At 72.3% G+C, this 22,556-nt stretch carries 22 protein-coding genes; 7 read left to right on the top strand and 15 right to left on the bottom strand.

Annotated features, from left to right (window positions below):
• Positions 1-2: 2 nt before the first annotated feature.
• From UK12_RS11515 to UK12_RS11555, 9 genes are all read right to left on the bottom strand, one after another.
• Positions 3-1,385, bottom strand: coding sequence for an FAD-binding oxidoreductase (locus tag UK12_RS11515; protein WP_045302543.1), 1,383 nt, complete (start codon positions 1,383-1,385; stop codon positions 3-5).
• A gap of 387 nt (positions 1,386-1,772) precedes the next feature.
• On the bottom strand, positions 1,773-3,197 hold the full coding sequence (argH, locus tag UK12_RS11520; RefSeq protein WP_045302544.1) for an argininosuccinate lyase: 1,425 nt from the start codon (positions 3,195-3,197) through the stop codon (positions 1,773-1,775).
• A 90-nt stretch (positions 3,198-3,287) separates the two neighbouring features.
• Complete coding sequence (locus UK12_RS11525) at positions 3,288-4,481, bottom strand: argininosuccinate synthase (RefSeq protein WP_045302546.1); 1,194 nt, start codon at positions 4,479-4,481, stop codon at positions 3,288-3,290.
• Between the two features lie 266 nt (positions 4,482-4,747).
• The gene (locus tag UK12_RS11530; RefSeq protein ID WP_045302548.1) at positions 4,748-5,296 is read right to left on the bottom strand and encodes an arginine repressor; all 549 of its coding nucleotides are present in this window, start codon (positions 5,294-5,296) and stop codon (positions 4,748-4,750) included.
• An 18-nt stretch (positions 5,297-5,314) separates the two neighbouring features.
• On the bottom strand, positions 5,315-6,538 hold the full coding sequence (locus UK12_RS11535; RefSeq protein WP_045302550.1) for an acetylornithine transaminase: 1,224 nt from the start codon (positions 6,536-6,538) through the stop codon (positions 5,315-5,317).
• Entirely contained in the window at positions 6,535-7,410 is an 876-nt protein-coding gene (gene argB / locus UK12_RS11540; protein WP_045302619.1) for an acetylglutamate kinase, read from the bottom strand. Before argB ends, UK12_RS11535 begins: the two co-directional genes overlap by 4 nt.
• Before the next feature lie 76 nt (positions 7,411-7,486).
• Positions 7,487-8,656 carry a bifunctional glutamate N-acetyltransferase/amino-acid acetyltransferase ArgJ gene (gene argJ / locus UK12_RS11545; protein WP_231591155.1) on the bottom strand — a complete coding sequence of 390 codons (1,170 nt, stop codon included), beginning with the start codon at positions 8,654-8,656 and terminating at the stop codon, positions 7,487-7,489.
• On the bottom strand, positions 8,653-9,681 hold the full coding sequence (argC, locus tag UK12_RS11550) for an N-acetyl-gamma-glutamyl-phosphate reductase (RefSeq protein WP_045302554.1): 1,029 nt from the start codon (positions 9,679-9,681) through the stop codon (positions 8,653-8,655). Before argC ends, argJ begins: the two co-directional genes overlap by 4 nt.
• Positions 9,682-10,065: 384 nt before the next feature.
• A complete protein-coding gene (locus tag UK12_RS11555; RefSeq protein ID WP_231591156.1) occupies positions 10,066-10,758 on the bottom strand; it encodes an Lrp/AsnC family transcriptional regulator in 693 nt (230 codons plus the stop codon).
• Between the two features lie 196 nt (positions 10,759-10,954).
• Between UK12_RS11555 and UK12_RS11560 the strand changes: the two genes are divergently transcribed.
• On the top strand, positions 10,955-11,677 hold the full coding sequence (locus tag UK12_RS11560; protein WP_045302555.1) for a dienelactone hydrolase family protein: 723 nt from the start codon (positions 10,955-10,957) through the stop codon (positions 11,675-11,677).
• A 722-nt stretch (positions 11,678-12,399) separates the two neighbouring features.
• Here UK12_RS11560 and UK12_RS11565 read toward each other — a convergent pair.
• On the bottom strand, positions 12,400-13,902 hold the full coding sequence (locus UK12_RS11565) for an MFS transporter (RefSeq protein ID WP_197084760.1): 1,503 nt from the start codon (positions 13,900-13,902) through the stop codon (positions 12,400-12,402).
• Entirely contained in the window at positions 13,899-14,573 is a 675-nt protein-coding gene (locus UK12_RS11570) for a TetR/AcrR family transcriptional regulator (RefSeq protein ID WP_045302556.1), read from the bottom strand. Before UK12_RS11570 ends, UK12_RS11565 begins: the two co-directional genes overlap by 4 nt.
• Positions 14,574-14,698: 125 nt before the next feature.
• Between UK12_RS11570 and UK12_RS11575 the strand changes: the two genes are divergently transcribed.
• From UK12_RS11575 to UK12_RS39595, 3 genes are all read left to right on the top strand, one after another.
• A complete protein-coding gene (locus tag UK12_RS11575; RefSeq protein ID WP_045302624.1) occupies positions 14,699-15,232 on the top strand; it encodes a GNAT family N-acetyltransferase in 534 nt (177 codons plus the stop codon).
• 290 nt (positions 15,233-15,522) lie between these two features.
• Positions 15,523-16,746, top strand: a complete 1,224-nt coding sequence (locus UK12_RS11580) for a beta-ketoacyl-[acyl-carrier-protein] synthase family protein (protein ID WP_045302557.1) — start codon at positions 15,523-15,525, stop codon at positions 16,744-16,746.
• A gap of 271 nt (positions 16,747-17,017) precedes the next feature.
• Positions 17,018-17,404, top strand: a complete 387-nt coding sequence (locus tag UK12_RS39595) for a hypothetical protein (RefSeq protein WP_045302559.1) — start codon at positions 17,018-17,020, stop codon at positions 17,402-17,404.
• Positions 17,405-17,483: 79 nt separating this feature from the next.
• Here UK12_RS39595 and UK12_RS11590 read toward each other — a convergent pair whose 3' ends face one another.
• Positions 17,484-18,638, bottom strand: coding sequence for a methyltransferase (locus UK12_RS11590; RefSeq protein WP_045302563.1), 1,155 nt, complete (start codon positions 18,636-18,638; stop codon positions 17,484-17,486).
• 197 nt (positions 18,639-18,835) lie between these two features.
• Here UK12_RS11590 and UK12_RS11595 point away from each other — a divergent pair, with 197 nt between their 5' ends.
• Positions 18,836-19,219: a hypothetical protein gene (locus UK12_RS11595; protein ID WP_045302565.1), complete on the top strand. Its 384-nt coding sequence runs from the start codon at positions 18,836-18,838 to the stop codon at positions 19,217-19,219.
• Between the two features lie 24 nt (positions 19,220-19,243).
• On the opposite strand, the gene UK12_RS44355 is transcribed toward UK12_RS11595, so the two are convergent.
• Entirely contained in the window at positions 19,244-19,375 is a 132-nt protein-coding gene (locus UK12_RS44355; RefSeq protein WP_269432009.1) for a hypothetical protein, read from the bottom strand.
• Positions 19,376-19,383: 8 nt separating this feature from the next.
• Positions 19,384-19,611 (bottom strand): hypothetical protein, encoded by a 228-nt coding sequence (locus tag UK12_RS39600; protein ID WP_156178668.1) that lies wholly within the window; start codon positions 19,609-19,611, stop codon positions 19,384-19,386.
• 202 nt (positions 19,612-19,813) lie between these two features.
• Between UK12_RS39600 and UK12_RS11600 the strand changes: the two genes are divergently transcribed.
• Positions 19,814-20,230 (top strand): VOC family protein, encoded by a 417-nt coding sequence (locus UK12_RS11600; RefSeq protein WP_045302567.1) that lies wholly within the window; start codon positions 19,814-19,816, stop codon positions 20,228-20,230.
• 71 nt (positions 20,231-20,301) lie between these two features.
• A complete protein-coding gene (locus UK12_RS11605) occupies positions 20,302-20,832 on the top strand; it encodes a GNAT family N-acetyltransferase (protein WP_045302569.1) in 531 nt (176 codons plus the stop codon).
• Positions 20,833-20,865: 33 nt separating this feature from the next.
• Here the strand turns inward: UK12_RS11605 and pdxR are convergent, their stop codons facing one another.
• A complete protein-coding gene (gene pdxR / locus UK12_RS11610; protein ID WP_045302570.1) occupies positions 20,866-22,248 on the bottom strand; it encodes a MocR-like pyridoxine biosynthesis transcription factor PdxR in 1,383 nt (460 codons plus the stop codon).
• Between the last annotated feature and the right edge of the window lie 308 nt (positions 22,249-22,556).

Raw genomic sequence — 22,556 nt, forward strand, 5'->3', positions numbered from 1 at the left:
GGTCAGGAGCTGGGCGGGATGTTCTGGTTGACGCGGAACAGGTTGCCGGGGTCGTAGCCGTCCTTCAGCGCGGTGAGCCGCCGGTACTTCACCGGACCGTACGCCTCCAGGACCCGTCCCGAGCCCTCCTGGCCGAGGAAGTTGACGTACACGCCGCCGGAGGAGAAGGCCCGCATGGCGCTCCACAGCTCCCTGGCCCATCCGGTGTGCTCGGCGTCCTCGGCGGGCTGCTCCCAGCGGGAGTTGATGCTGAGCAGGTAGGGGGCCGAGCGGTGGGTGTAGGCGGTGTCGTCCGGGCCGACCCGGGCGATGGCTCCGCCGAGGAAGGCGAGCCGGATGTCGGAGAGCGGTGAGGTGATGCCCGCGAGGTGCCTGGTGAGGGTGGCGATGGCGCGGTCGTCCAGGGTGGACAGGTACTCGGCCTTCCAGTAGTTGCGGGCCCCCGGCCCCCAGCCGGGGTCGAACATCTGCTGCCAGGCGGTGTAGGGGCGCAGCTGGACCGTGTCCGCGAGCACGCCCGGCAGGGCGCGCAGCGGCGCCATCGCGCCCCGCGCGCGTTCGGGCCGTCCGACGTGGCACATCGCGATCCGCACGACCGGGGTGCCGGGCAGGTCGGCGGGCAGCTGGGGCAGCGCCGGGGCGATGCCGAGCAGGCAGACGGCGAACAGCTGGTCGGGGGCGCCGCGCAGGTGGCCGCGGACGGCCCTGAGCACCTGCGGCGCCCGGTCGGCGGGGAAGTACAGCTCGCCGCAGAGCACCTGCGGGCCGACCGGGTGCAGCCGGTAGGAGAGTGAGGTGACGACGCCGAAGTTCCCGCCGCCGCCCCGGATGCCCCAGAACAGGTCCGGGTGCTGGGCCGCGCTGGCCGTGACCACCCGTCCGTCGGCCGTCACCAGCTCGGCCTCCAGCAGGTTGTCGCAGGTCAGCCCGTACGCGCGGCTGAGCCAGCCGAAGCCTCCGCCGAGGGTGGTGCCGGCGATCCCGGTGGCGGACATCAGTCCGCCCGGGGTCGCCAGGCCGTAGCGCTGGGTCTCCCGGTCGAACTCGGCCCAGCTGGCGCCCGGCCGTGCGTGGGCGGTCCGGCGGGCGGAGTCCACCCGGACGCTGCGCATCGGCGAGAGGTCGATCATCAGGCCGCCGTCGCAGACCGCATGACCCGCGATGCTGTGGCCGCCGCCCCGGACGGTGGGCGGGAGCCCGTACTCCCGGGCCACCTCGACGGCCAGCAGGACGTCCGGGGTGCCGGTGCAGCGGGCGATCAGGGCGGGCCGACGGTCGATCGCACCGTTCCACACGGTCCGGGCGGCGTCGTACTCCGGGTCGCCCGGGGTGATCAGCTGGCCTCGGAACCCTCTGCGGAGTGCGGCGGCGGCTCTGGCGCCCATGCCACCAGTATCGGCCGGACCGCCCCGCCCGGCTCGGGCAACCGGGCCTGCCGGGCGGGTGGAGCAGGCACCAGGGGCGCGGGGCTCTGCTTGACGAACCGCGTGCGCGAAGCGGGAGGAACGGGGGCTGCACTGTGCCCACGGAGGGCTGGTTGCACTATTGGGGGCGCGGGGAACTGCGCGAGACGGGAGGTACGGCGCCGCACGATTCCTGCGGGGAGCAACGTGCACCGCCCTACCAGAGCGACGAGGTGCACGTTGGTCACCGAGGCCGGGTGCGGCGCCGTACCTTCCGCTTCGCGCACGCGGTTCGTCGAGCAGAGTCCCGCGCCCCTGAAGAGCTACCCAACCGCCCCTGAGGAGTTACCCCACCGCCCCTGAGGGGCTTCAGGCCTTGAGCCAGGCCTGCTGGGCGGCGAGGTCGGCCTTGAGGTCGGCGAGCTGGGCGGCCACGGCGGCGGGGGCGGTGCCGCCCCGGCCGTTGCGGGAGGCGATGGCGCCGTGGACGGTGAGGACGGAGCGGACCTCGGGGGTGAGGTGCTCGGAGATCTCGGCGAACTGGGCGTCCGTCAGGTCGGCGAGCTCGATGCCCCGGGACTCGCAGGCCTTGACGCAGGCGCCGGCCACCTCGTGCGCGACCCGGAACGGCACGCCCTGCCTGACCAGCCACTCCGCGATGTCGGTGGCCAGCGAGAACCCGGCCGGGGCCAACTCCTCCAGACGCTCGCGGTGCACGGTGAGGGTGGCCATCATGCCGGTGAAGGCGGGCAGCAGGACCTCAAGGGTGTCGCAGGAGTCGAAGACCGGCTCCTTGTCCTCCTGGAGGTCGCGGTTGTAGGCGAGCGGCAGGGCCTTCAGGGTCGCCAGGAGCCCCGTCAGGTTGCCGATCAGCCGGCCGGACTTGCCCCGGGCCAGCTCGGCGATGTCCGGGTTCTTCTTCTGCGGCATGATCGAGGAGCCGGTGGAGAAGGCGTCGTGCAGCGTGATGAAGCCGAACTCCTTGGTGTTCCAGATGATCACCTCCTCCGCGATCCGGGAGAGGTTGATCCCGATCATGGCGGTGACGAAGGCGAACTCGGCGACGAAGTCGCGCGAGGCGGTGCCGTCGATGGAGTTGGCCACCGAACCGCCCTCGAAGCCGAGCTCGGCGGCGACCGCCTGCGGATCCAGGCCCAGCGAGGACCCGGCGAGCGCGCCGGAGCCGTACGGGGAGACGGCGGTGCGGGCGTCCCACTGGCGCAGCCGCTCGGCGTCCCGGCCGAGGGCCTGCACGTGCGCGAGGACGTGGTGGGCGAAGAGGACGGGCTGCGCGTGCTGGAGGTGGGTGCGGCCCGGCATCGCGGTGTCCGGGTGGGCCTCGGCGAGGCCGACCAGGGCGTACTGGAGGTCCAGGACCAGCTCGCCGATGATCTTCGCGTGGTCCCGCAGGTACATCCGGAACAGGGTGGCGATCTGGTCGTTGCGCGAGCGGCCGGCCCGGAGCTTTCCGCCGAGGTCGGCGCCGAGCCGTTCGAGCAGGCCGCGCTCCAGGGCGGTGTGCACGTCCTCGTCGGCGACCGTACCGGTGAAGGCCCCCGACTCGACGTCGGCGAGCAGCCGGTCGAGCCCCGCGAGCATGGCGGTCAGCTCGTCGTCGGTCAGCAGCTCCGCCTTGTGCAGCACCCGGGCGTGCGCCTTGGAGCCCGCGATGTCGTACGGCGCGAGCCGCCAGTCGAAGTGCACGGAGGCGGAGAGCCTGGCCAGCGCCTCGGAGGGGCCGTCGGCGAAGCGTGCGCCCCAGAGACGGACATCTGCTTTCTGGTCTGACGGCATCGCGGGTGGCTCCTTTGCGCGGTAGGGGGGTGCCTTGCGGGGCGGCCCCGGCTGCGAGGGGGTGCAGCCGGGACCGCTGAGCGGGGTGGATCAGGCCAGGTCGCGGCGGGCGGCGATCTTCGAGGACATGCCGAAGATCTCGATGAAGCCCTTGGACATCGACTGGTCGAAGGTGTCGCCGGTGTCGTAGGTGGCGAGGTTGAAGTCGTACAGCGACTGGTCGGACTTGCGGCCGTTGACCACCGCGCGGCCGCCGTGCAGCACCATCCGGATCTCGCCGGAGACGACCTGGTTGGCCTCGTTGACGAAGCCGTCCAGCGCCCGCTTGAGCGGGGAGAACCACAGGCCGTCGTAGACGAGTTCGGCCCAGCGCTGCTCCACCTGCCGCTTGTAGCGGGCGAGTTCGCGCTCGACGGTGACGTTCTCCAGGGCCTGGTGGGCGGTGATCAGGGCGATCGCGCCGGGGGCCTCGTAGATCTCCCGGGACTTGATGCCGACGAGGCGGTCCTCGACCATGTCGAGCCGGCCGATGCCCTGGGCGCCGGCCCGCTTGTTGAGCTCCTCGATGGCCTGGAGGACCGTCACCTTCTTGCCGTCGACGGCGACCGGGACGCCCGCCTCGAAGGTGATGACGACCTCGTCGGCCTCGCGCGGGGTGGCCGGGTTCTGGGTGTACTCGTAGACGTCCTCGATCGGGGCGTTCCAGATGTCCTCCAGGAAGCCGGTCTCGACGGCCCGCCCGAAGACGTTCTGGTCGATCGAGTACGGCGACTTCTTGGTGGTCGCGATCGGCAGGCCCTTGGACTCGGCGAAGGCGATCGCCTTGTCCCGGGTCATCGCGTAGTCGCGCACCGGGGCGATGCACTTCAGGCCGGGGGCAAGGGAGTTGATGCCGACCTCGAAGCGGACCTGGTCGTTGCCCTTGCCGGTGCAGCCGTGGGCGACGGTGGTGGCGCCGTGCTTCTGCGCGGCGGCGACCAGGTGCTTGACGATCACCGGCCGGGAGAGCGCGGAGACCAGCGGGTACTGGCCCTGGTACAGGGCGTTGGCCTTGAGGGCGGGAAGGCAGTACTCGTCGGCGAACTCCTCGCGGGCGTCCGCGACCTCGGCCTCGACGGCACCGCAGTCCAGCGCGCGCTGACGGATGACGTCGAGGTCCTCGCCGCCCTGGCCGACGTCGACGGCGACGGCGATGACCTCGGCGCCCGTCTCCTCGGCGATCCAGCCGATGCAGACGGACGTGTCCAGACCGCCCGAGTAGGCGAGTACGACGCGCTCGGTCACGGCTTTCTCCTTCACAACAGTGCGAACAGGGGTGGGTCAGCGGTATGCGTGTCCCATACGGCGATGAGTATAAGTATGCATGACGGCGTATGGAAATCAAAACCTGCTCGGCCATCCGTTCCGAGGGATGGACCAGGAGGCGGAAAACACTCAGGGGCGCGAGGCCCGTCCGATCCACCGGGTGGCTGCGGGGTCTCCCGCGCACGCAGTGGATCGGACGGGTCCTCGCGCCCCTGAGGCGCTGCCCGTCCGGCGCCGTCCGGGTACTACTGGGTCTTGGACTGGGCCAGTTGCATCAGATGGTCGGCCAGCGCCTGGCCGCCGGCCGGGTCGCGGCTGATCAGCAGCACGGTGTCGTCGCCCGCGATGGTGCCGATGATCTCGAACACCTCCGCCTGGTCGATCGACGAGGCCAGGAACTGCGCCGCACCCGGCGGGGTCCGCAGCACGACCAGGTTGCCGGAGGCGGTCGCGGAGACCATCAGCTCACCGGCCAGCCGGGCCATCCGGCCCTCGCTGGCCGACTCCCCCATCGGCGCGCGCGGCGTACGGTCGCCGCCCTCGGCCGGGACGGCGTAGATGAGCGCGCCGTCCCGGTTGCGGATCTTCACCGCGCCCAGTTCGTCCAGATCCCGCGAGAGCGTGGCCTGGGTGACCACGAGTCCGTCGTCGGCCAGCAGTTTGGCCAGTTGGCTCTGCGAGCGGACGGGCTGACGGGTCAACAGGTCCACGATCCGCCGGTGGCGGGCCGTGCGGGTCTGCGGAACCTGCGGCGTCGGACCGGCGGCGGGCTGGTCGGGTTGGGATACGGTCATACCGGTAATTCTCCCGGACTACGCGCCGTGCTTCGCGTCGGGGGCTGCGGCCCGTACGGTGCGCAGGATCTCCGGCAGTGCGGCGAGGAAACTGTCCGCCTCCTGCTCGGTCAGCACCAGCGGCGGCACCAGCCGCACCGCGTCCGCCACCGCCGCGTTCACCAGGAACCCGGCCTCCTGCGCCACCGCCTGGACCTGCGCGGCGACCGGCGCGGTCAGCACGATGCCCAGCAGCAGCCCGGCGCCCCGGACATGGGAGAGCAGCCCGTCGTCGATCGCCTCGATGCCGCTGCGCAGCCGCTCGCCGATCTTCTGGACGTGCTCCAGCAGACCCTCGGCCTCGATGGTCTCCAGCACCGCCAGACCGGCCGCCGCCGCCACCGGGTTCCCACCGAAAGTGGTGCCGTGGTGGCCCGGCTGGAGCAGCTCGGCCGCCGCACCGAAGGCGACGGTCGCACCGATCGGCAGCCCGCCGCCGAGGCCCTTGGCGAGGGTGACGACGTCCGGCTCGACACCCTCCTCGGCCTGGTACGCGAACCAGTGCCCGGTGCGGCCGATACCGGTCTGCACCTCGTCCAGCACCAGCAGGGCGCCCTTCGCGCGAGTGATCTCGCGGGCGGCCGCAAGGTAGCCCGGCGGCAGCGGGATCGCGCCGTTCTCGCCCTGGACCGGCTCCAGGAACACGGCGGCGGTGTCCGTGGTGACGGCCGCGCGCAGCGCCTCGACGTCGCCGAAGGGGACGTGCGTGACGTCCCCGGGCAGCGGCCGGAACGGATCCTGCTTGGCGGGCTGGGCGGTGAGCGCCAGCGCGCCCATGGTCCGGCCGTGGAAGCCGCCCTGGGCGGAGACCAGGTGGGTGCGGCCGGTGAGCCGGCTGATCTTGAAGGCGGCCTCGTTGGCCTCGGCGCCGGAGTTGCAGAAGAAGACCCGGCCCTCGCGGCCGAACAGCCCGAGCAGCCGCTCGGCCAGCTGCACGGTCGGCTCGGCCAGGAACAGGTTGGAGATGTGCCCGAGCTGCCCGATCTGCCGGGTGACCGCCTCGACCACGGCCGGATGGCCGGTGCCGAGCGCGTTCACCGCGATGCCGCCGACCAGGTCCAGGTACTCCTTGCCGTCGGCGTCCCAGAGCTTCGCGCCGGCCCCGCGCACCAGCGGGATCCTGGGGGTGCCGTAGTTGTTCATCAGCGCGTGCTGCCAGCGCCGGGTGAGCTGTGCGTTGCCTGAGGTCGCCGCGTTCGTCATGCCAGTCCCCCAAGGACGGTCGCCTCGTCGTCCGGGACGACCATGGTGCCGATGCCTTCGTCGGTGAAGATCTCCAGGAGCAGCGAGTGCTGCACCCTCCCGTCCAGTACGCGCGCCGTCCCCACACCCGAGCGCACCGCCCGCAGACAGCCCTCCATCTTGGGGAGCATGCCGCTGGCCAGCTCCGGCAGCATCTTCTCCAGCTCGCTGGCGCCGAGCTGGCTGATCACGTCGTCCGAGTTGGGCCAGTCCGAGTAGAGGCCCTCGACGTCGGTGAGGACCACCAGCATCTCCGCGCCGAGCGCGGCCGCGAGTGCGGAGGCGGCGGTGTCGGCGTTGATGTTGTAGACGTGGCCGTCGACACCGCGCGCGATGCTGGAGATGACCGGGATCCGGCCGTCCGCGATCAGCGCCTTGACCGCGCCGGCCTCGATGTTGACGATGTCCCCGACCAGACCGATGTCCACCTGCTCGCCGTCCACCACCGCGTACCGCTTGACGGCCGTCATGGTGTGCGCGTCCTCGCCGGTCATGCCGACCGCGAACGGACCGTGCTCGTTCAGCAGGCCGACCAGCTCGCGCTGCACCTGGCCCGCCAGCACCATCCGGACCACGTCCATGGTCTCGGGGGTGGTGACCCGCAGGCCGTTGGTGAAGGAGGACTCCAGGCCCAGCTTCGCCAGCTGCGCGCTGATCTGCGGGCCGCCGCCGTGCACCACGACCGGGTGCAGCCCGGCGTAGCGGAGGAAGACCACGTCCTGGGCGAAGGCCGACTTGAGGTCCTCGTCCACCATGGCGTTGCCGCCGAACTTGATCACCACGGTCTTGCCGTGGAAGCGCTCCAGCCAGGGCAGCGCCTCGATCAGCGTCATCGCCTTGGGCAGTGCGGTGTTGTTGCGGGCCTGTTCGCCCTTGGGTGCGATCTGCACGGTGTTCGTGTCCCCCGGCTCAGGTGGAGTAGGCGCTGTTCTCGTGCACGTAGTCGGCGGTGAGGTCGTTGGTCCACACGGTGGCGGCGGCCCGGCCGGCGTTCAGGTCGGCGGTGATGACCACCTCGCGGCCCGCCATGCTCACCAGGGCGCGGTCCTCGCCGACACTGCCGTTCCGGCACACCCAGACGCCGTTGATGGCGACGTCCAGCCGGTCCGGGTCGAAGGCGGCGGCGGTGGTGCCGATCGCGGCCAGCACCCGGCCCCAGTTCGGGTCCTCGCCGTGGATGGCGCACTTGAGCAGGTTGTTGCGGGCGACGGTCCGGGCGACGTCCACCGCCTCCTGCTCGGTGGCGGCGTTCACGATGTCGATCCGGATGTCCTTGCTGGCGCCCTCGGCGTCGCCGATCAGCTGCCGGGCCAGGTCGTCGCAGACCGTACGGACGGCCTCGGCGAACTCGGCCGCGTCCGGGGTGATCCGGGAGGCGGCGGAGGACAGCAGCAGCACGGTGTCGTTGGTGGACATGCAGCCGTCGGAGTCCACCCGGTCGAAGGTGGTGCGGGTCGCGGAGCGCAGCGCCGCGTCCAGGCCCCGGCTGTCCACGGCGGCGTCGGTGGTGAGCACCACCAGCATGGTGGCGAGACCGGGGGCGAGCATGCCCGCGCCCTTGGCCATGCCGCCGACCGTCCAGCCGTCGCCGGCGTACTGCGCCGTCTTGTGCACCGTGTCGGTGGTCTTGATGGCGATGGCCGCGGCCTCGCCGCCGTCCTCGCTGAGCGACTCGGCGGCCAGCTCGACACCGGGCAGCAGGATGTCCATCGGCAGCCGCTCGCCGATCAGACCGGTCGAGGCGACGGCGACCTCACCCGCGTTGAGCTTCAGCTCCTCGGCGACCTTCTCGGCCGTCGCGTGGGTGTCCTGGAAGCCGAGCGGGCCCGTGCAGGCGTTGGCACCACCGGAGTTGAGGATGACCGCGGAGACCTGACCCCCCTTCAGGACCTGCTCGGACCAGAGCACCGGGGCGGCCTTGACCCGGTTGGAGGTGAAGACGCCGGCCGCGGCGAACGAGGGGCCGTCGTTGACCACCAGCGCCAGATCGGGGGTGCCGGAGGCCTTGATCCCGGCGGTGACCCCGGCGGCACGGAAGCCCTTCGCCGCCGTCACGCCTGCGCTTCGACTGCTTGTCACGGTGCGACTCCGTTCACGGGAAGGCCGAGCTCTTCAGGCAGGCCGAGGGCGATGTTCATGCTCTGCACCGCGCCGCCGGCGGTGCCCTTCACCAGGTTGTCGATCGCGCTGATCGCGATGATCCGCCCGGCGTGCTCGTCCAGCGCGACCTGGATCAGCGCGGCGTTGGAACCGTAGACCGAACTGGTCTGCGGCCACTGCCCCTCGGGCAGCAGCCGGACGAAGGGCTCACCCGCGAACGCCGTCGCGTACGCCTCGCGCAGCCGGGCGGCCGTGGTGCCCGGCCTGGCCTTGGCCGAGCAGGTGGCCAGGATGCCGCGCGGCATCGGGGCTAGGGTCGGCGTGAACGAGACGACGACCGGCTCCTGCGCGATCGGACCGAGGTTCTGCGCCATCTCCGGCGTGTGCCGGTGCCCGCCGCCGACCCCGTACGGGGCCATCGAGCCCATCACCTCGCTGCCGAGCAGGTGCGCCTTGACCGCCTTGCCCGCGCCGGACGTCCCGGAGGCGGCGACCACCACCGCCTCCGGCTCGGCCAGCTTCGCGGCGTACGCCGGGAACAGCGCCAGCGAAACGGCCGTCGGGTAGCACCCGGGGACGGCGATCCGCCTGGTGCCCTTGAGCGCCTCGCGGTGACCCGGCAGCTCGGGCAGCCCGTACGGCCAGGTGCCGGCGTGCGGGGAGCCGTAGAACCGCTCCCACACCGCGGCGTCCTTCAGCCGGAAGTCCGCACCGCAGTCCACCACCAGCACGTCCTCGCCGAGCGCCTCGGCGACCGCCGCCGACTGGCCGTGCGGCAGCCCGAGGAAGACCACGTCGTGCCCGGCCAGCACCTCGGGCGTGGTCGGCTCCAGCACCCGGTCGGCCAGCGGCAGCAGATGCGGCTGCAGCTCCCCGAACCGCACCCCGGCGTTCGACCCGCCGGTCAGCGCTCCGATCTCGACCTCCGGATGCCCGAGCAGGAGGCGCAGCACCTCACCACCCGCGTACCCGCTGGCGCCGGCGACGGCGACGCGCAAAACCATGACGTACCTCCTCAGCTACTTGGCATGAATATACGCATTGCGGAACATTCATGCAACAAGGCCGGACGGCGGCGCTTGCGGCGCTGCGTGACTGAGCGCTTCAGCTGGCAGATGAGCAGGTGAGTTGGCGGGTTGAGCGTGACCGCCTTCGCGGCGGGCTGAGCTGGGACGCGATAGTTGGTACCCGGCCACGCATAGGGGAACCGGCGGATCGGGTTGCTATCGATCTCTGTTCCGCTCACCAAGCACCGTGGCTGCTCGCGTCGATCTTCTTCGCGATCTGGTCCGGGCTTCGAGCCGGCGGGGCACCGTGCCCGCCCGGAGTGCCCGGAGGTCGGGGATGTGGTTGCAGAGCGCGCCCGGAGCGTCTCCCTGTCGCGGGTGTCAGCGGCGGCTGCGTTCACTCGACGGGTCGGTCAGGCGGTCACCGTCGACTCGGGTTCCGGCCTGCTTGATCTGGCAGAAGACGGGGCTGATCTCCATGCCTTCGACACCGGGCAGGATTCCGACGCGGTCGGTGGTGAACTCGAACAGCTCGTCGAGATCACGGCACTGTACGACGGCATGGAGGTTGTACGGTCCGGATACCGCGGCGGCGAATCCCACCTCGGGCATCTGCGCCATGGCCCGCCCGACAGCCTTGATCTTGCCCGGGTGGGTTCGCATCCACAGGTTCGCTCGGGCCCGGTATCCCAGGGCCATCGGTGCGATCTCCACGTCGATGTGGACCACTCCGCCGGAAAGCAGCGCGTGCAGACGTCGTGATACTCGGCCCGGCGTGAGGTCGGCCGCGGCTGCGAGGTGGACGAGACTGGCCCGTCCGTCGGCGGCGAGGGCCGCGAACAGCTTCTCGTCCTGGGCGCTGAGCCGCGATGGCTGATTCCGTACGACCGGCCGTTCGGCGAACGGGTTGCCGCCGGGCCCCAGGGCGGACTCCTGCTCGGGGGTCAGGGTTCCGGCGAGTGCGGCCCAGTAGTGCCCGCGTCCGCCGACGAACTGGCGGAGCAGCACCGACGCCTGTAGGTCGAGCACGGCGGCGGTACGGGGGAGCCGGCGGCCGAGCAGCTCTCCCGTCACACGGGCCCAGGAGCCTCCGCGAAAACCTGTTGGCGGACCACGGCGACCACTGCTAGTTTTCCCGGAGGCCGTGCGAGAGAACGAGGAGGTGGTACCCGTGAACGCAGTATCGACATGGGTGCTCCCCTCCGGGGTCACGGTCGGGCGATAGGTCGTCCGGGAGCGCCGTTCAAGAGCACTCCCGAAAGGCACGACCATGCGATTCACCTCCGAACAGCGTCTCGACGACGGCGTCCTCGAACGCGAATTCACCCTCGGCGAGATCCCCGGCACCCTGTGGACGCCTCGATCCGCCGCACCGGCCCCGCTGATCCTGATGGCCCACAACAACGGCCTGCCCAAGGGGGAATCCCGGCTGGTGGCCCGGGCCCGGCACTCCGCGGCGAACGGCTACGCGGTGGCCTCCATCGACGCCCCCGGGTGCGGTGGCCGGCCCCGTTCCGCCGCCGACGAACAGGCCCGCGCCGACCTCCGCCGGGCGATGCAGGCCGGCGAGCCGGTCGATGAGATCTTCGAGTCCTTCATCGGCCCGCTGGTCGAAAAGGCGGTACCGGAATGGCGGACCACCCTGGACGCCCTCCTTTCGCTGCCCGAGATCGGCGGCCCGGTCGGGTACGCGGGGTGGACCGCCGTCGGCATCGGGCTGGCGGTGGTCGAGCCGCGCATCGCGGCCGCCGGCTTCTTCGCCGGGGGTTACGTGCCCCGCGCCCAGCGCGAGGAGGCCCGGCAGGTCACCATTCCGCTGCTGTTCCTGCTGCAGTGGGACGACGAAGGGAACCCCCGGCAGCGGGCCCTGGACCTGTTCGACGCCTTCGGCACCAAGGAGAAGACGCTGCACGCCAATCTCGGCGGACACGTCGGTACCCCGTGGTTCGAGAAGGAGGACGGGGACCGGTTCTTCGGCCGGCACCTGAAGTGAGGCCGGGCCGTCAGGCCAGCAGCAGACGGTAGGCGCTCTCGGCCTGGCCACCGCCATCGAGGACAGGTCCCTCCTCGATGGCGGTGGCCGGCAGATGCACGACCGCCCCGATCGCGGCGGTACCGGCCATCGGCGGTACCGGCCTCGGTCGGGGCGGCAACGATCACGGATCCGGCGCGGTCACGACGGTGTCGTGAGTGGTAGGCAGACACCCAACTCGACTACACCGGCGGCACTCTGGTGATGCCCATGACTGTCCTGGTCGAGCAGTACTGACGCGAGATCAGCACGGGTCTCGCGCAACATGCCATTCCGGTACGGCACTTCGTCCTCCACGCCGACCAGGACACCCTCCGCGGGCGCATCGAGGGCGACACTCTTCCTGGCCCCTCCCCATTCCGTCTCAAATACCTCGAGCCCTACGCCGAGGCGGCCCGCACGTGGCTGCACAGCGAGGCCGAGGTCGTCGGCACCACACACCTCACGCCCGCCCAGACCGCCCTCCAGATCGCAGAGGCCGTCAAGAGCTGAGGTTCACCCGCCACGCGAAACAGGCACAGGTCGAGGAGGTCGCGTACCGCAACGGCTGGTGGCTGGCACTGTCCCGGGTGTGCACGAGTGGGGCGATGCCGTGGGGTCCGATCGTGCTCGCGCTGACCTTCGCGTCGCGGAGCCCTCGTCGCCGGTCGATCGGAGGGGCTGTCGGCGCGAGCTGGGCACCCTCACAGGTCCGGACGGACAGCCTCGCCCGCGACCGGGGCCCGAAGTCCGGTCCGGGAGCAGTCGGCCGACGCCTGCGGAGCACCAGCTGACGCTGCGTCAGAGACGGTGTCTCGTCGGGCCTGTTGCCCGGCGGTCCGGCCTCGGGGCAGCAGCAGCGCCGGGAGGAGGCCGAGGGCGGCGAGTCCGGCGAGGGCCAGCAGGGCGGTGCCCATGCCCGGGATCGATGTGGCCGGGGAGCCGGCGGCGGACGGCCCGAGCACCGTCAGACCGGCGGCGACGGCGATGCCGAAGGTCGGGCCGACGTTCATGGCGGTCTGCTTGAGCCCGCCGACCATCCCTTCGTAGCCCGGCGGCGCGTCGCCGACGACGGTTCCGGTGGCGGTCACCATCACGGTGCCGAACCCCGCGCCGAGCAGGGCGAAGGCCACCCCGATCGCCGGCCAGCCGCTGGTCGGGCCGAGCCGGGACAGTGTCGCGATACCGAGGACGACCAGGACCGTACCGGTGGTCGCGGTGCGGCGCGGACCGTACCGGCGCAGCGCGACACCGGCCACCGGCGCGCCGAGCACCATCAGCGCGGTCAGCGGAAGCACCCGCAGGCCGGTGCCGGTCGGGTCCAGCCCCAGGACGTCCTGCAGGAAGAACGTGGCCACGAACAGTGCGCCGAACATGCCACCCGTGGTGACCAGCAGGAGTGCCATCGACGCCGTCACCGGTACCGACCGTGCCACGGCGGACGGCACGATCGGGTGCTCGGCACGGCTTTCGTGCATCACCAGCACCGCCGCGAGACCTGCGGTGGCGGCCAGTCCGAGCAGCGTCGGTGCGCCGGTCCAGCCGCGCTCCGGTACGTCGGCCAGGGTGTGCACCAGGAACGCGAGCACGGTGGCGAGCAGTGCCGCGCCGGCGAGGTCGAGCTGCCGGGATCCGTCCCTCGGCGGAGCCGGCGTCCGTACGGCAAGGGTGAGCGCGGCGATCACGAACGCCACCGGGACGTTGACCATGAAGACGGAACGCCAGCCCAGGTGCGCGACGAGGACACCCCCGAGCAGCGGGCCCGCCGCTGCGGCCACCCCGATCGCGCCGGTACGGATGGCGACCGGCGCACCGAGCCGGTCCGCCGGGTACGTCAGTCGCAGCAGCGCGAGGGTCGCGGGCTGGAGGAGTGCGCCGAACACGCCCTGGACGGCGCGCAGGGCGATCACCCAGCCTGCTCCGGGCGCGAGCGCGATACCGGCCGAGGCTGCCGCGAAGCCCAGTACGCCGGTGAACAGCAGCCGCCGGTGCCCGTACCGGTCGCCGAGGCGTCCGGCGATGACCAGCAGTGCGGCCACCGCCAGCAGGTAGCCGGTGCTGGTCCACTGGACCTGCGCCGTGCTCGCGCCGAGGTCGCGTTGCAGGCTGGGCTGCGCCACGCTCAGTACCGTGCCGTCCAGCGCGACGAGCATCGCACCGGCCACGCTGACCAGAAGTGCCAGGCGCCGCCGGGTAGTTGCGGTCACGCGTGCACCGGGCCGAGATGGGTGTCGAGTACCGCCGTGACGAGCTGGTCGAGCCGGTCGGCCGGGCCCGGCCGGGTGGCAACCGGTGCACCGTCCGACGGCGCGGAATCCAGGACGAGCTGGAGGCTGCCCCAGGCCCAGAGCTGGGCGATGCCGTGCAGGTTCGACCAGAGGGCGGCGACCGTCACGGCCGGCGGTGGCTCGGCGGCAGCGTCCTGGCCGGGCCGGTGTGCGGCATCCCGCTCCGCCCGGTGGCGGGTGACGAGCCCGACGAGGAGCTCGAAGAGCGGGAGCGTCGACTCCCGGAGCCGTGGCCGGTCCGATCCGTGCCGCTCGCTGTCGAGCAGATCGTGGCGGAACATCAGCTCGAACATGCCCCGGTGTTCCAGCGCGTAGCCGACGTACACCCGCCCGATAGCCTGCAGTTGGGCGCGCGGCGGGGCCGTGGCGTCGGCTGCCGCCGCGAAGCGGGCCCCGAGGTCCGCGAATCCCCGGTGGGCGATCGCGGAGAGCAGGGCGTGATGGGTGGGGAAGTACCGGCGGGGGGCGCCGTGCGACACCCCTGCCCTGCGGGCGATCTCGCGCAGCCCCAGGGAGGCGGCTCCCTCGCTCATCACGAGGTCCACCCCGACGTCGACCAGCCGCTCCCGCAGGGAGTTCTCAGGTTCCATAGACACTGTCTACCAGGCGGCAGTAGACACTGTCTAAACCTTCGCCTGCGGAGCCCGTGGACGACCCGCGAACTCTCCCTCAACCACGGCCCCGGCGAATGGAGTTGGGCGCTAGGGTGATGCCGGTGAGCGATGATTCCGTGATGCTGCGTCCGGTGCACGAGGACGACCTGCCGATACTCGAACAGTTCCTGCTGGATCCGACGGCGACCGGGCCGTTCCAGTGGTACGGCTGGTCGGATCCGGGCCGCTGGCGGCGCCAGTGGGCGGAGAACGGACTGCTGTCGGACGACGACGGCCGGCTGATGGTGGTGAGCGGCGCGGAGGTGCACGGCTTCGTGGCGTGGCGGCGGATCGCGACCTCGCGGAACTCGTACTGCTGGAACGTCGGAGCCCAACTGCTGCCGCAGGCGCGCGGACGCGGTATCGGCACGCGGGCCCAGCAGTTGCTGGTCCGGTACCTGTTCGCGCACACCCCGGTGGTCAGGATCGAGGCGGACACCGAGACGGCGAACCTCGCCGAGCAGCGCGCACTGGAGAAGTCCGGGTTCACCAGGGAGGGCGTGCTGCGCAGCATCGCGTTCCGGGACGGGCGGTGGCGGGACGTCGTGCGGTACAGCGTGCTGCGCGACGAGGTCGCCCCGGCTGACGCCCCGTAGCCACGACGGGCCGCGCGGCCCGTCGGCCGAAGCGCCGGGCACGACGGCTGCGCCACTCTCGCGGCATGACCACTCGGGACGCCCTGCCTCAGAAACCCCCGGCGGGGCGAGGTATCGCAGAAGCGGACTCGACGATGAATGGCGAAACCCTACAATTCCCGAGCGCCCGACTCCGTGGAGGTCAGCACCTGATCCCCCATCAATCCCCTGACAGAGTGGCGGACGAGCCGACATCCCCGCCCAACCTTCGGTGCGGGGAGTTGTACATCTCACACAAAGGGGGTTCACCGATGAGTGCGGATTCCGACAACGTGGTGGTCACCGGTCTCGGGGCCACGACACCGCTCGGCGGAGACGTCGCCTCGACCTGGTCCGCGCTGCTCGCCGGGCAGTCCGGGATCAGTGCGATCGAGGAGGAGTGGGCGGCCGATCTGCCCGTACGGATCGCGGGCAGGCTCAAGGTCGAGCCGAGCGAGGTCCTCGACCGGGTGCAGGCCCGCCGGATGGACCGTTGCGAGCAGATCGCGCTGGTCGCCGCCCGCGAGGCGTGGGCCGACGCGGGGTCGCCCGGCGTCGATCCGGAGCGGCTGGCCGTGGTGATCGGTACGGGGACCGGGGGCGCGCTGACCATGCTCGGCCAGGACGACGTGCTCGAATCGTCCGGCGTGCGGCGGGTCTCCCCGCACACCGTCCCGATGCTGATGGCCAACGGTCCCGCCGCGTGGGTCAGCATCGACCTCGGGGCTCGCGGCGGCGCCCACACCCCGGTCAGTGCCTGTGCGTCGGGCGCGGAGGCGATCGCGATGGGCCTCGACCTGATCCGGCTCGGCCGGGCGGACGTGGTCGTGGCGGGTGGCACCGAAGCCTGCATCTGCCCGCTGCCACTGGCCGGGTTCGCCCAGGCCAGGGCGCACTCGACCCGCAACGACGCGCCCCAGCAGGCCTCCCGGCCCTTCGATGTCGACCGCGACGGCTTCGTCATCGGCGAGGGGGCCGTGGTGGTCGTCCTGGAGCGCGCCGGGTTCGCCGCCGCACGGGCCGCCCGCGCCCACGCGACCCTCGCCGGGGCCGGCGTCACCTCGGACGCCCACCACATCACCGCCGCGCACCCCGACGGCCAGATCCGCGCCATGCGGCTGGCACTGTCCTCCGCAGCCCTGTCCCCGCTCGCCGTCGAGCACGTCCACGCCCACGCGACCTCCACCCCCATGGGCGATCTCACCGAGGCCGAGTCGATCACCGAGGCCATCGGCCTGCACCCGGCCGTCACCGCGACCAAGTCGATGACCGGTCACCTCTTCGGCGCCGCCGGGGCGATGGGCGCCCTCTCCGCGATCCTCTCGCTCCGCGACGGCGTCATCCCCGCGACCGTGAACCTCGACGCTCTCGATCCGCAGGTGAAGTTGGACATCGTCACGGGCGAGCCCCGGCGGGGCCGGCTGACCGCCGCGCTGACGAACTCGTTCGGCTTCGGCGGCCACAACGCCTCACTCGTGTTCACCCCGGCGCCCTGATCCGGACTCACGGTGACGGCCACGGTGGCGGTGGCCCGCGCTGCCGCCGAACGACCGGCCCTTGCATCCGGAGGCGAGGCCGGACTGGTGAGGGCGGATCGTTCGGACAGATCTCGGTCAGGCCATAGAAAAATTGGCGTCACATTTGGCCGAAGTTTGGTCGAGTGTGCTTGAGTTCGACCGGATTGTGCAGGCGGAGTGGGCCTGGTGGAGGCGCCCCGACGGAGCGGGCCGAACCATCCGCGGTACGGGAAGAGAACGAGGGATCGTGATGCGCAAGTCGGCACTCGGCTCACTGCGAGCAGTGCTGGGCATCGAGGCGGTTGCCGTCCTGTGGGTCACCGTCGTGCTCGCCGCGCTCGGCGGCCTGTTCGGGGAGTTGGAGGGGAGTTCCCCGTCCCGGGTGGCGCGCGCGGTGTGGGCGGGCGCGTTCCTCGTCTGGGCCGGGCTGTGCGGCTGGGCCGCCGTTGCGGCCGTCCGCCCGTCGCGGTCCAGGACGGGCGGGTGGCCCCGGCACCTGGTGGCGGTGGCCGCCGGGCACTCGGCGCTCACCGCGGTGGCGGCCCTGCGGGGCTCCTGGCCGACGATGACGGCATGTCTGGCGGTGGCCACCCTCGCGTTCGCCGTACTCCGGTCGAACCCTGCCAACAGGCGGTAGACCCTCCCCCCCCGGCCGGGCCGCGCACCGCTGCGGGCGGTCCGGCGGGGGCGGGCGGCCCGGGCGGCCGGACGGGCGGTCAGTTCCTGACGGCGCGGAGGATGACGAACTTCGGGTCGCTGGCGACGACTCGGCAGTTGCCGAAGAGCCTGCGGAGCTTGACGTGGTAGCCGAGGTGACGGTTGCCGATGACCCAGAGTTCGCCGCCGGGGCGGAGCGCGCGGCGGGAACCGGTGAACATCCGCCAGGCGGTGGCGTCGGTGGTCGCCTGGTGGGAGTGGAAGGGCGGGTTGTTCAGGACCAGGTCGACCGTGCCCGCCGGTACGGCGGAGAGGGCGTCACCGACCAGGAACTGCGCCTTGGTGTCCCCGTGGACGTTCGCCCTGAAGGTGTCCTCGGCCGAGGCCACGGCCTGGAACGACTCGTCGATGAAGGTCAGTTCGGCCTGCGGGTTGGCCAGCGCGGCGGCCGTCCCGACCACGCCGTTGCCGCAGCCGAGGTCCACGACGTGCTCGTGGCCGTGGCGCTGCGGCAGGTTGCGCAGGAAGAACCTGGTACCGATGTCGAGGCGTTCCGCGCAGAAGATGCCCGCGTGGTTGGTGACCGTCAGCCCGGAGGCCGGACCGAGATCGGCGGGCAGCGCGTAGCTGCTCGGCCAGGGGCTGGCGGCAGGACGGAGTTCCGGGTCCGGCGTGCAGAGGACGAGGCGCGCCTTCTTCGCCGCGAGCGAGGTGCGGGTGGGGCCGATGATGCGCTCGAACAGCTGGAGCGTGGAGGTGTGGATCTCGGTGACCATGCCGGTGCCGACCACGACCGTGCCCTGGTGGATGTGCGGCGCGAGGCGGTGCAGCTGGTCCTCCAGGAGCGCGAGGCTCTTGGGGACGCGGACCAGCAGGACGTCGATCCGGTCCGGCGGGGTGTCCCTGGTCGACAGCAGACGTACGGCGTCCGCGTCGACCCCGTTGCGGGCGAGGTTCGCCCGGGTCGCCTGCTGGCCGAGGAAGGAGTCGGCGATCTGCACCGGCCGGTGCTCGGCGAGCGCGGTGACCAGCGCGCCCCACCGGTCGCCGACGGCGACCACGGTTCCGGTCAGGTCGACGGGTTCGCCATCGATCCCCTTGAGGTGCCGCAGCAGGTACTCGTCGGCGGCGTCCCAGGCACGAAGCCGGTCGCGGGGGTCCTCGGGGAAGCGGGTGAGGTCGAACTCACCCCATGGCGTTGTGAAGCAGTTCATCGTGCCCTCAGGCTATCCGAGTCCCCCGCGCGCCCGGGAATCGCGGCAGGTGACCGCAGTCGGGCCGGCTTCAAACTGGCGGCGAGGGGGGCGGAAGTTGCGCGCGCCGGGCGCACGTGGGGGGACAGAGCCCCCGACTCGGGAGGTCTCACGGTTAGTTGTCGGGCGATTACGGTGAGCATCCCTAGCATGTGGGCATGAGCACGCGATTCACCGTCGTTGCCGCCGCCGTCCTCGGGCTGGCGCTTGCCGTAGCCGTGTTCCTCTCGGGCTACCTCGTCGGCGCCGGGCACTGGCCCCGGTTCGGCAGCGCGGACGGAAGGTACCCGACGGCACCGGTCGAGCGGGTGACGGAGGTCCCGACGGAGTCCCCCTCGGCCGCGCCCTCCGCCTCGCCGCCCATCTCCCCGCCCGACTCCGAATCCCCCTCCGCGAGCACCGACCGGAGCGCCGCCGCGACCCCGAGCGCGGACCCGAGCCCGGCCCCGGCGGACGACCCGCCCGCAGACCCGGCCGCCGACCCGGCCGCCGACCTCGCGGCAGACGGCGCGGAGCCCGCCCTCGACCCGACCACCACGTGAGTCCCGTCAGGGCGGACGGGCCCGTCAGGGCAGACAGGCCCGGAAGAAGTCGGCCCGGCCGTCGAAGGCGTCGCCCACGTACGCCGACATGGTCTTCGGACGCTCCTCCCACAGCCCCTGCGGCCGACCGTCGCCCGCCAAGAGTTGACGCTGCATCAGATCGCTCAGTCGATCACGCTCGCCCGCACCCAGCCGGGCGATGAGCGGCCGGGAGTCGCCGGGCGCGGCCGGGGCGGACCACGCCGGTGGCGCGCGCTGGCGGCGGCAAGGGCGGCGATGGCGATCACGGCGGGCGGGAACGGACTGAAGCGCACGGCAACTCCCCAGGATGCATAGGCGTTCGGATACACACCGTAGCCCTTCGCCGTGATCGGCAAGCTCGCGCTTTCCACGTACAACTACCTTGACTTTGACGCTAGTTGGCGTGACCTCACGCTTCAGGGGTGGGCGGCGCCACCGAAGCCGCCCGCTCCGGGACAGCCGTACTCGGGTGTTTGAGGGGCGGGTCCCGCCTCCCGGACCGATACTGGCCGAGAACTCGACCGACCCGGGCGGCCGGGCATCCTCGGGTGCCCGCAGAGAGGGCGATGCAGCATGGACTGGAAGCTGGAAGTGGTGGTGGTGCCCGTCTCGGACGTGGACCGGGCCAAGCGGTTCTACAGCGAGCAGGTCGGGTTCAACGTGGACATCGACACTCAGCTCGGCCCGGAATTCCGCGTCGTCCAGCTGACACCGCCCGGCTCGGGCTGCTCGATCACGGTGGGCACCGGGCTGCCGCAGGGCGTACCCGGCTCGCTCAAGGGCCTGCAACTGGTGGTCACCGACGTCGAGGCCGCCAGGGCCCAGCTGGCCGAACGCGGCGTGGAGGTCAGCGCGGTCAAGCACTTCGCGGACGGCGTCCAGCAGGACGGGCACGGCGGCCCCTGGAACTCGTTCATCTTCTTCGACGACCCGGACGGCAACAGCTGGGCCGTGCAGGAGCGTCCGGAACCGGCGGGCGGCGCGGGCTGAGGAGGCAGCGCAGCTCCGGCCCGGGCCCCGGGCCCCACCGGCGCGGCGGGCCGGGCGGGTAGCCTCCGGGTATGCAGAGGACCCTGTACGGCACGGCTGTCACGCTGCGCCCCGCCACCGACGAGGACATCCCGCTGCTCGCCGAGATCCGGGCGACCCCCGAGGTGTTCGCGCGCTGGCGCGGCGGCACGGACCTCGTGGGCGAGGTGGCCGAGGCGCTCGCCGATCCGGGCACCGTCACGCTCGCGGTCGAGTACCGGGGGCGGGTGGTCGGCGCGATCCAGTGGCACGCCGAGAACGAACCGGACTACCGGCACGCGGGGATCGACGTCTTCCTCGCCCCTGAGGTGCACGGCCACGGCCTCGGAACGGACGCCGTCCGGACGCTGGCCCGCCATCTGGTCACCGAGCACGGCTTCCACCGGCTGGTGATCGACCCGGCGGCCGACAACGCGGCGGCCATCGCCTGCTACCGCAAGGTGGGCTTCCGGCCGGTCGGCGTCATGCGGCGCTACGAACGTGCCTCCGACGGCAGCTGGCACGACGGACTGCTGATGGACCTCCTCGCGGACGAGCTGACCGAGGATCCCCCGCTCACCTGAGCCGCCACTCACCTGAGCGCCCCCGACCGGCCGCTACGAGGAGGCCACCGCCGCCGCGAGGAGTTCGACGGCCTCGGTCAGCCGTCCTTCGGTCAGGCCCGCGTAGCCGAGGGCCAGTGCGGGGCCGCCTGGGCTCAGCCGCATGCGGGCCACCGGTTCGACCCGTACGCCGCGCGCGGCCGCGCCCGCGACCACGGCCGCCTCCGAGACGCCGTCCGGGAGGTCCAGGTAGAGGTGGAGTCCGGCGGCGACTCCGCGCACCTCGGCGGTGGGGAGCGTGCGGCGCAGCGCGGTCGCCAGCGCGTCGCGGCGGCTGCGGTAGCGGGGGCGGAGAGTGCGCAGGTGGCGGTCGTAGGAGCCGGTGGCGAGCAGTCCGGCGAAAGCGAGTTGGTCGAGGACGCCGGTGCCGAGGTCGGCGTACCGCTTGGCCGCGCGGAAGTCCGCCGCGAGCGCGGCCGGGACGATCGCCCAGCCGAGCCGCAGTCCCGGTGCCAGGGACTTGCTCAGCGAGCCCAGGTGCACCACCCGGTCGGGGGCCAGCCCCTGCACGCAGCCGACCGGGGCGCCTCCCGGCCGGAGGCTGGGGAGGAACTCGGCGTCGTAGTCGTCCTCCAGGACCAGTCCGTCCTGCTCACGGGCCCACCTGACCAGGGCTGAGCGGCGGGCCGGGGAGAGCACGACGCCGGTCGGGTACTGGTGCGCCGGGGTGACCAGGACGGCGTGCGCACCGCTCGCGGCGAGCGCGTCGACGTCGATGCCCTGGTCGTCGACCGGGATGCCGACGGGTTCGGCGCCGTGGGCCCGGAGCAGTTCCAGCGCGCCGGGCGAGCACGGGTCCTCGACCGCCACCCTGCGGTGCCCCCTGGCTGCGAGCATCCCGATGAGCAGGGTGAGGCCCTGGGCGACGCCGCTGACGATCATCACCTGCTCCGGTTGCACCGCCGCCGCCCGGACCCGGCCGAGGTAGGAGGCCAGTTCGGCGCGGAGCTGCGGCAGTCCGGCCGGGTCGCCGTAGCCGAGGTCGGCGTGCCGGATCTCGGTGAGGGCCTGCCGGGTGGCGGTCAGCCAGGCGGTGCGGGGGAAGGCCGCGAGGTCGGGGGTCCCGGGTTTGAGGTCGTAGGCGGGGGCGGGACGGCGCGGCGCGGGCGCGGTCCGCGCAGTGGGCACGGCGATACCGGGCGCGACCCGGGTACCGGAGCCGTGCCGGCTCACCAGGTAGCCCTCGGCCACGAGTTGGGCGTACGCCTCGACGGCCACGCCGCGTGAGATCCCGAGGTCGGCGGCGAGCGCACGGGTCGCGGGCAGCGGTGTGCCGGCGGCGAGCCGGCCGTCGCGGACGGCCTGCCGCAGGGCGCGGGTCAGCTGCCCGGTGAGGTCGCCGGCGGCGTGGTCGACGGTGACGAGCAGATCGCGCATGCAAGGACTCCTACGGCGGGACGGCTTCGGAAGATCGGTGGGTCGCGCACCCTCTCCGGGACCGGGCTCTCGGGGCACCGGGCTCTCGGGGCACCGGGGCGCTACCCGATCGGCCGCGTGCGCGAACCCGGGTGGGGCGCGGCGGCCTGCGCACCGGACGGCCGGCACGGCACGGGTGTCTCCCGTTCCGCGTGGGCGGCCGATCGGGCGGGCTCCCCGCCCCGGGGGTCGCCCGGAGCGGAAGTGGTCCTCTGCAGGGCCTGTCGAGTGGACCTGTCCGCCGGACCACCTGCGCTCCTAGCGTGACA

The sequence above is a fragment of the Saccharothrix sp. ST-888 genome, from assembly GCF_000955975.1.
Taxonomy (GTDB): Bacteria; Actinomycetota; Actinomycetes; order Streptomycetales; family Streptomycetaceae; genus Kitasatospora.

Coding starts and splice junctions, on each gene's coding strand:
- UK12_RS11515 (WP_045302543.1), bottom strand. CDS start 1,385: ATGGGCGCCAGAGCCGCCGCCGCACTCCGCAGAGGGTTCCGAGGCCAG.
- argH (WP_045302544.1), bottom strand. CDS start 3,197: ATGCCGTCAGACCAGAAAGCAGATGTCCGTCTCTGGGGCGCACGCTTC.
- UK12_RS11530 (WP_045302548.1), bottom strand. CDS start 5,296: ATGACCGTATCCCAACCCGACCAGCCCGCCGCCGGTCCGACGCCGCAG.
- UK12_RS11535 (WP_045302550.1), bottom strand. CDS start 6,538: ATGACGAACGCGGCGACCTCAGGCAACGCACAGCTCACCCGGCGCTGG.
- argB (WP_045302619.1), bottom strand. CDS start 7,410: ATGACGCTGATCGAGGCGCTGCCCTGGCTGGAGCGCTTCCACGGCAAG.
- argC (WP_045302554.1), bottom strand. CDS start 9,681: ATGGTTTTGCGCGTCGCCGTCGCCGGCGCCAGCGGGTACGCGGGTGGT.
- UK12_RS11560 (WP_045302555.1), top strand. CDS start 10,955: ATGCGATTCACCTCCGAACAGCGTCTCGACGACGGCGTCCTCGAACGC.
- UK12_RS11570 (WP_045302556.1), bottom strand. CDS start 14,573: ATGGAACCTGAGAACTCCCTGCGGGAGCGGCTGGTCGACGTCGGGGTG.
- UK12_RS11580 (WP_045302557.1), top strand. CDS start 15,523: ATGAGTGCGGATTCCGACAACGTGGTGGTCACCGGTCTCGGGGCCACG.
- UK12_RS39595 (WP_045302559.1), top strand. CDS start 17,018: ATGCGCAAGTCGGCACTCGGCTCACTGCGAGCAGTGCTGGGCATCGAG.
- UK12_RS11590 (WP_045302563.1), bottom strand. CDS start 18,638: ATGAACTGCTTCACAACGCCATGGGGTGAGTTCGACCTCACCCGCTTC.
- UK12_RS11595 (WP_045302565.1), top strand. CDS start 18,836: ATGAGCACGCGATTCACCGTCGTTGCCGCCGCCGTCCTCGGGCTGGCG.
- UK12_RS44355 (WP_269432009.1), bottom strand. CDS start 19,375: ATGCAGCGTCAACTCTTGGCGGGCGACGGTCGGCCGCAGGGGCTGTGG.
- UK12_RS11600 (WP_045302567.1), top strand. CDS start 19,814: ATGGACTGGAAGCTGGAAGTGGTGGTGGTGCCCGTCTCGGACGTGGAC.
- UK12_RS11605 (WP_045302569.1), top strand. CDS start 20,302: ATGCAGAGGACCCTGTACGGCACGGCTGTCACGCTGCGCCCCGCCACC.
- pdxR (WP_045302570.1), bottom strand. CDS start 22,248: ATGCGCGATCTGCTCGTCACCGTCGACCACGCCGCCGGCGACCTCACC.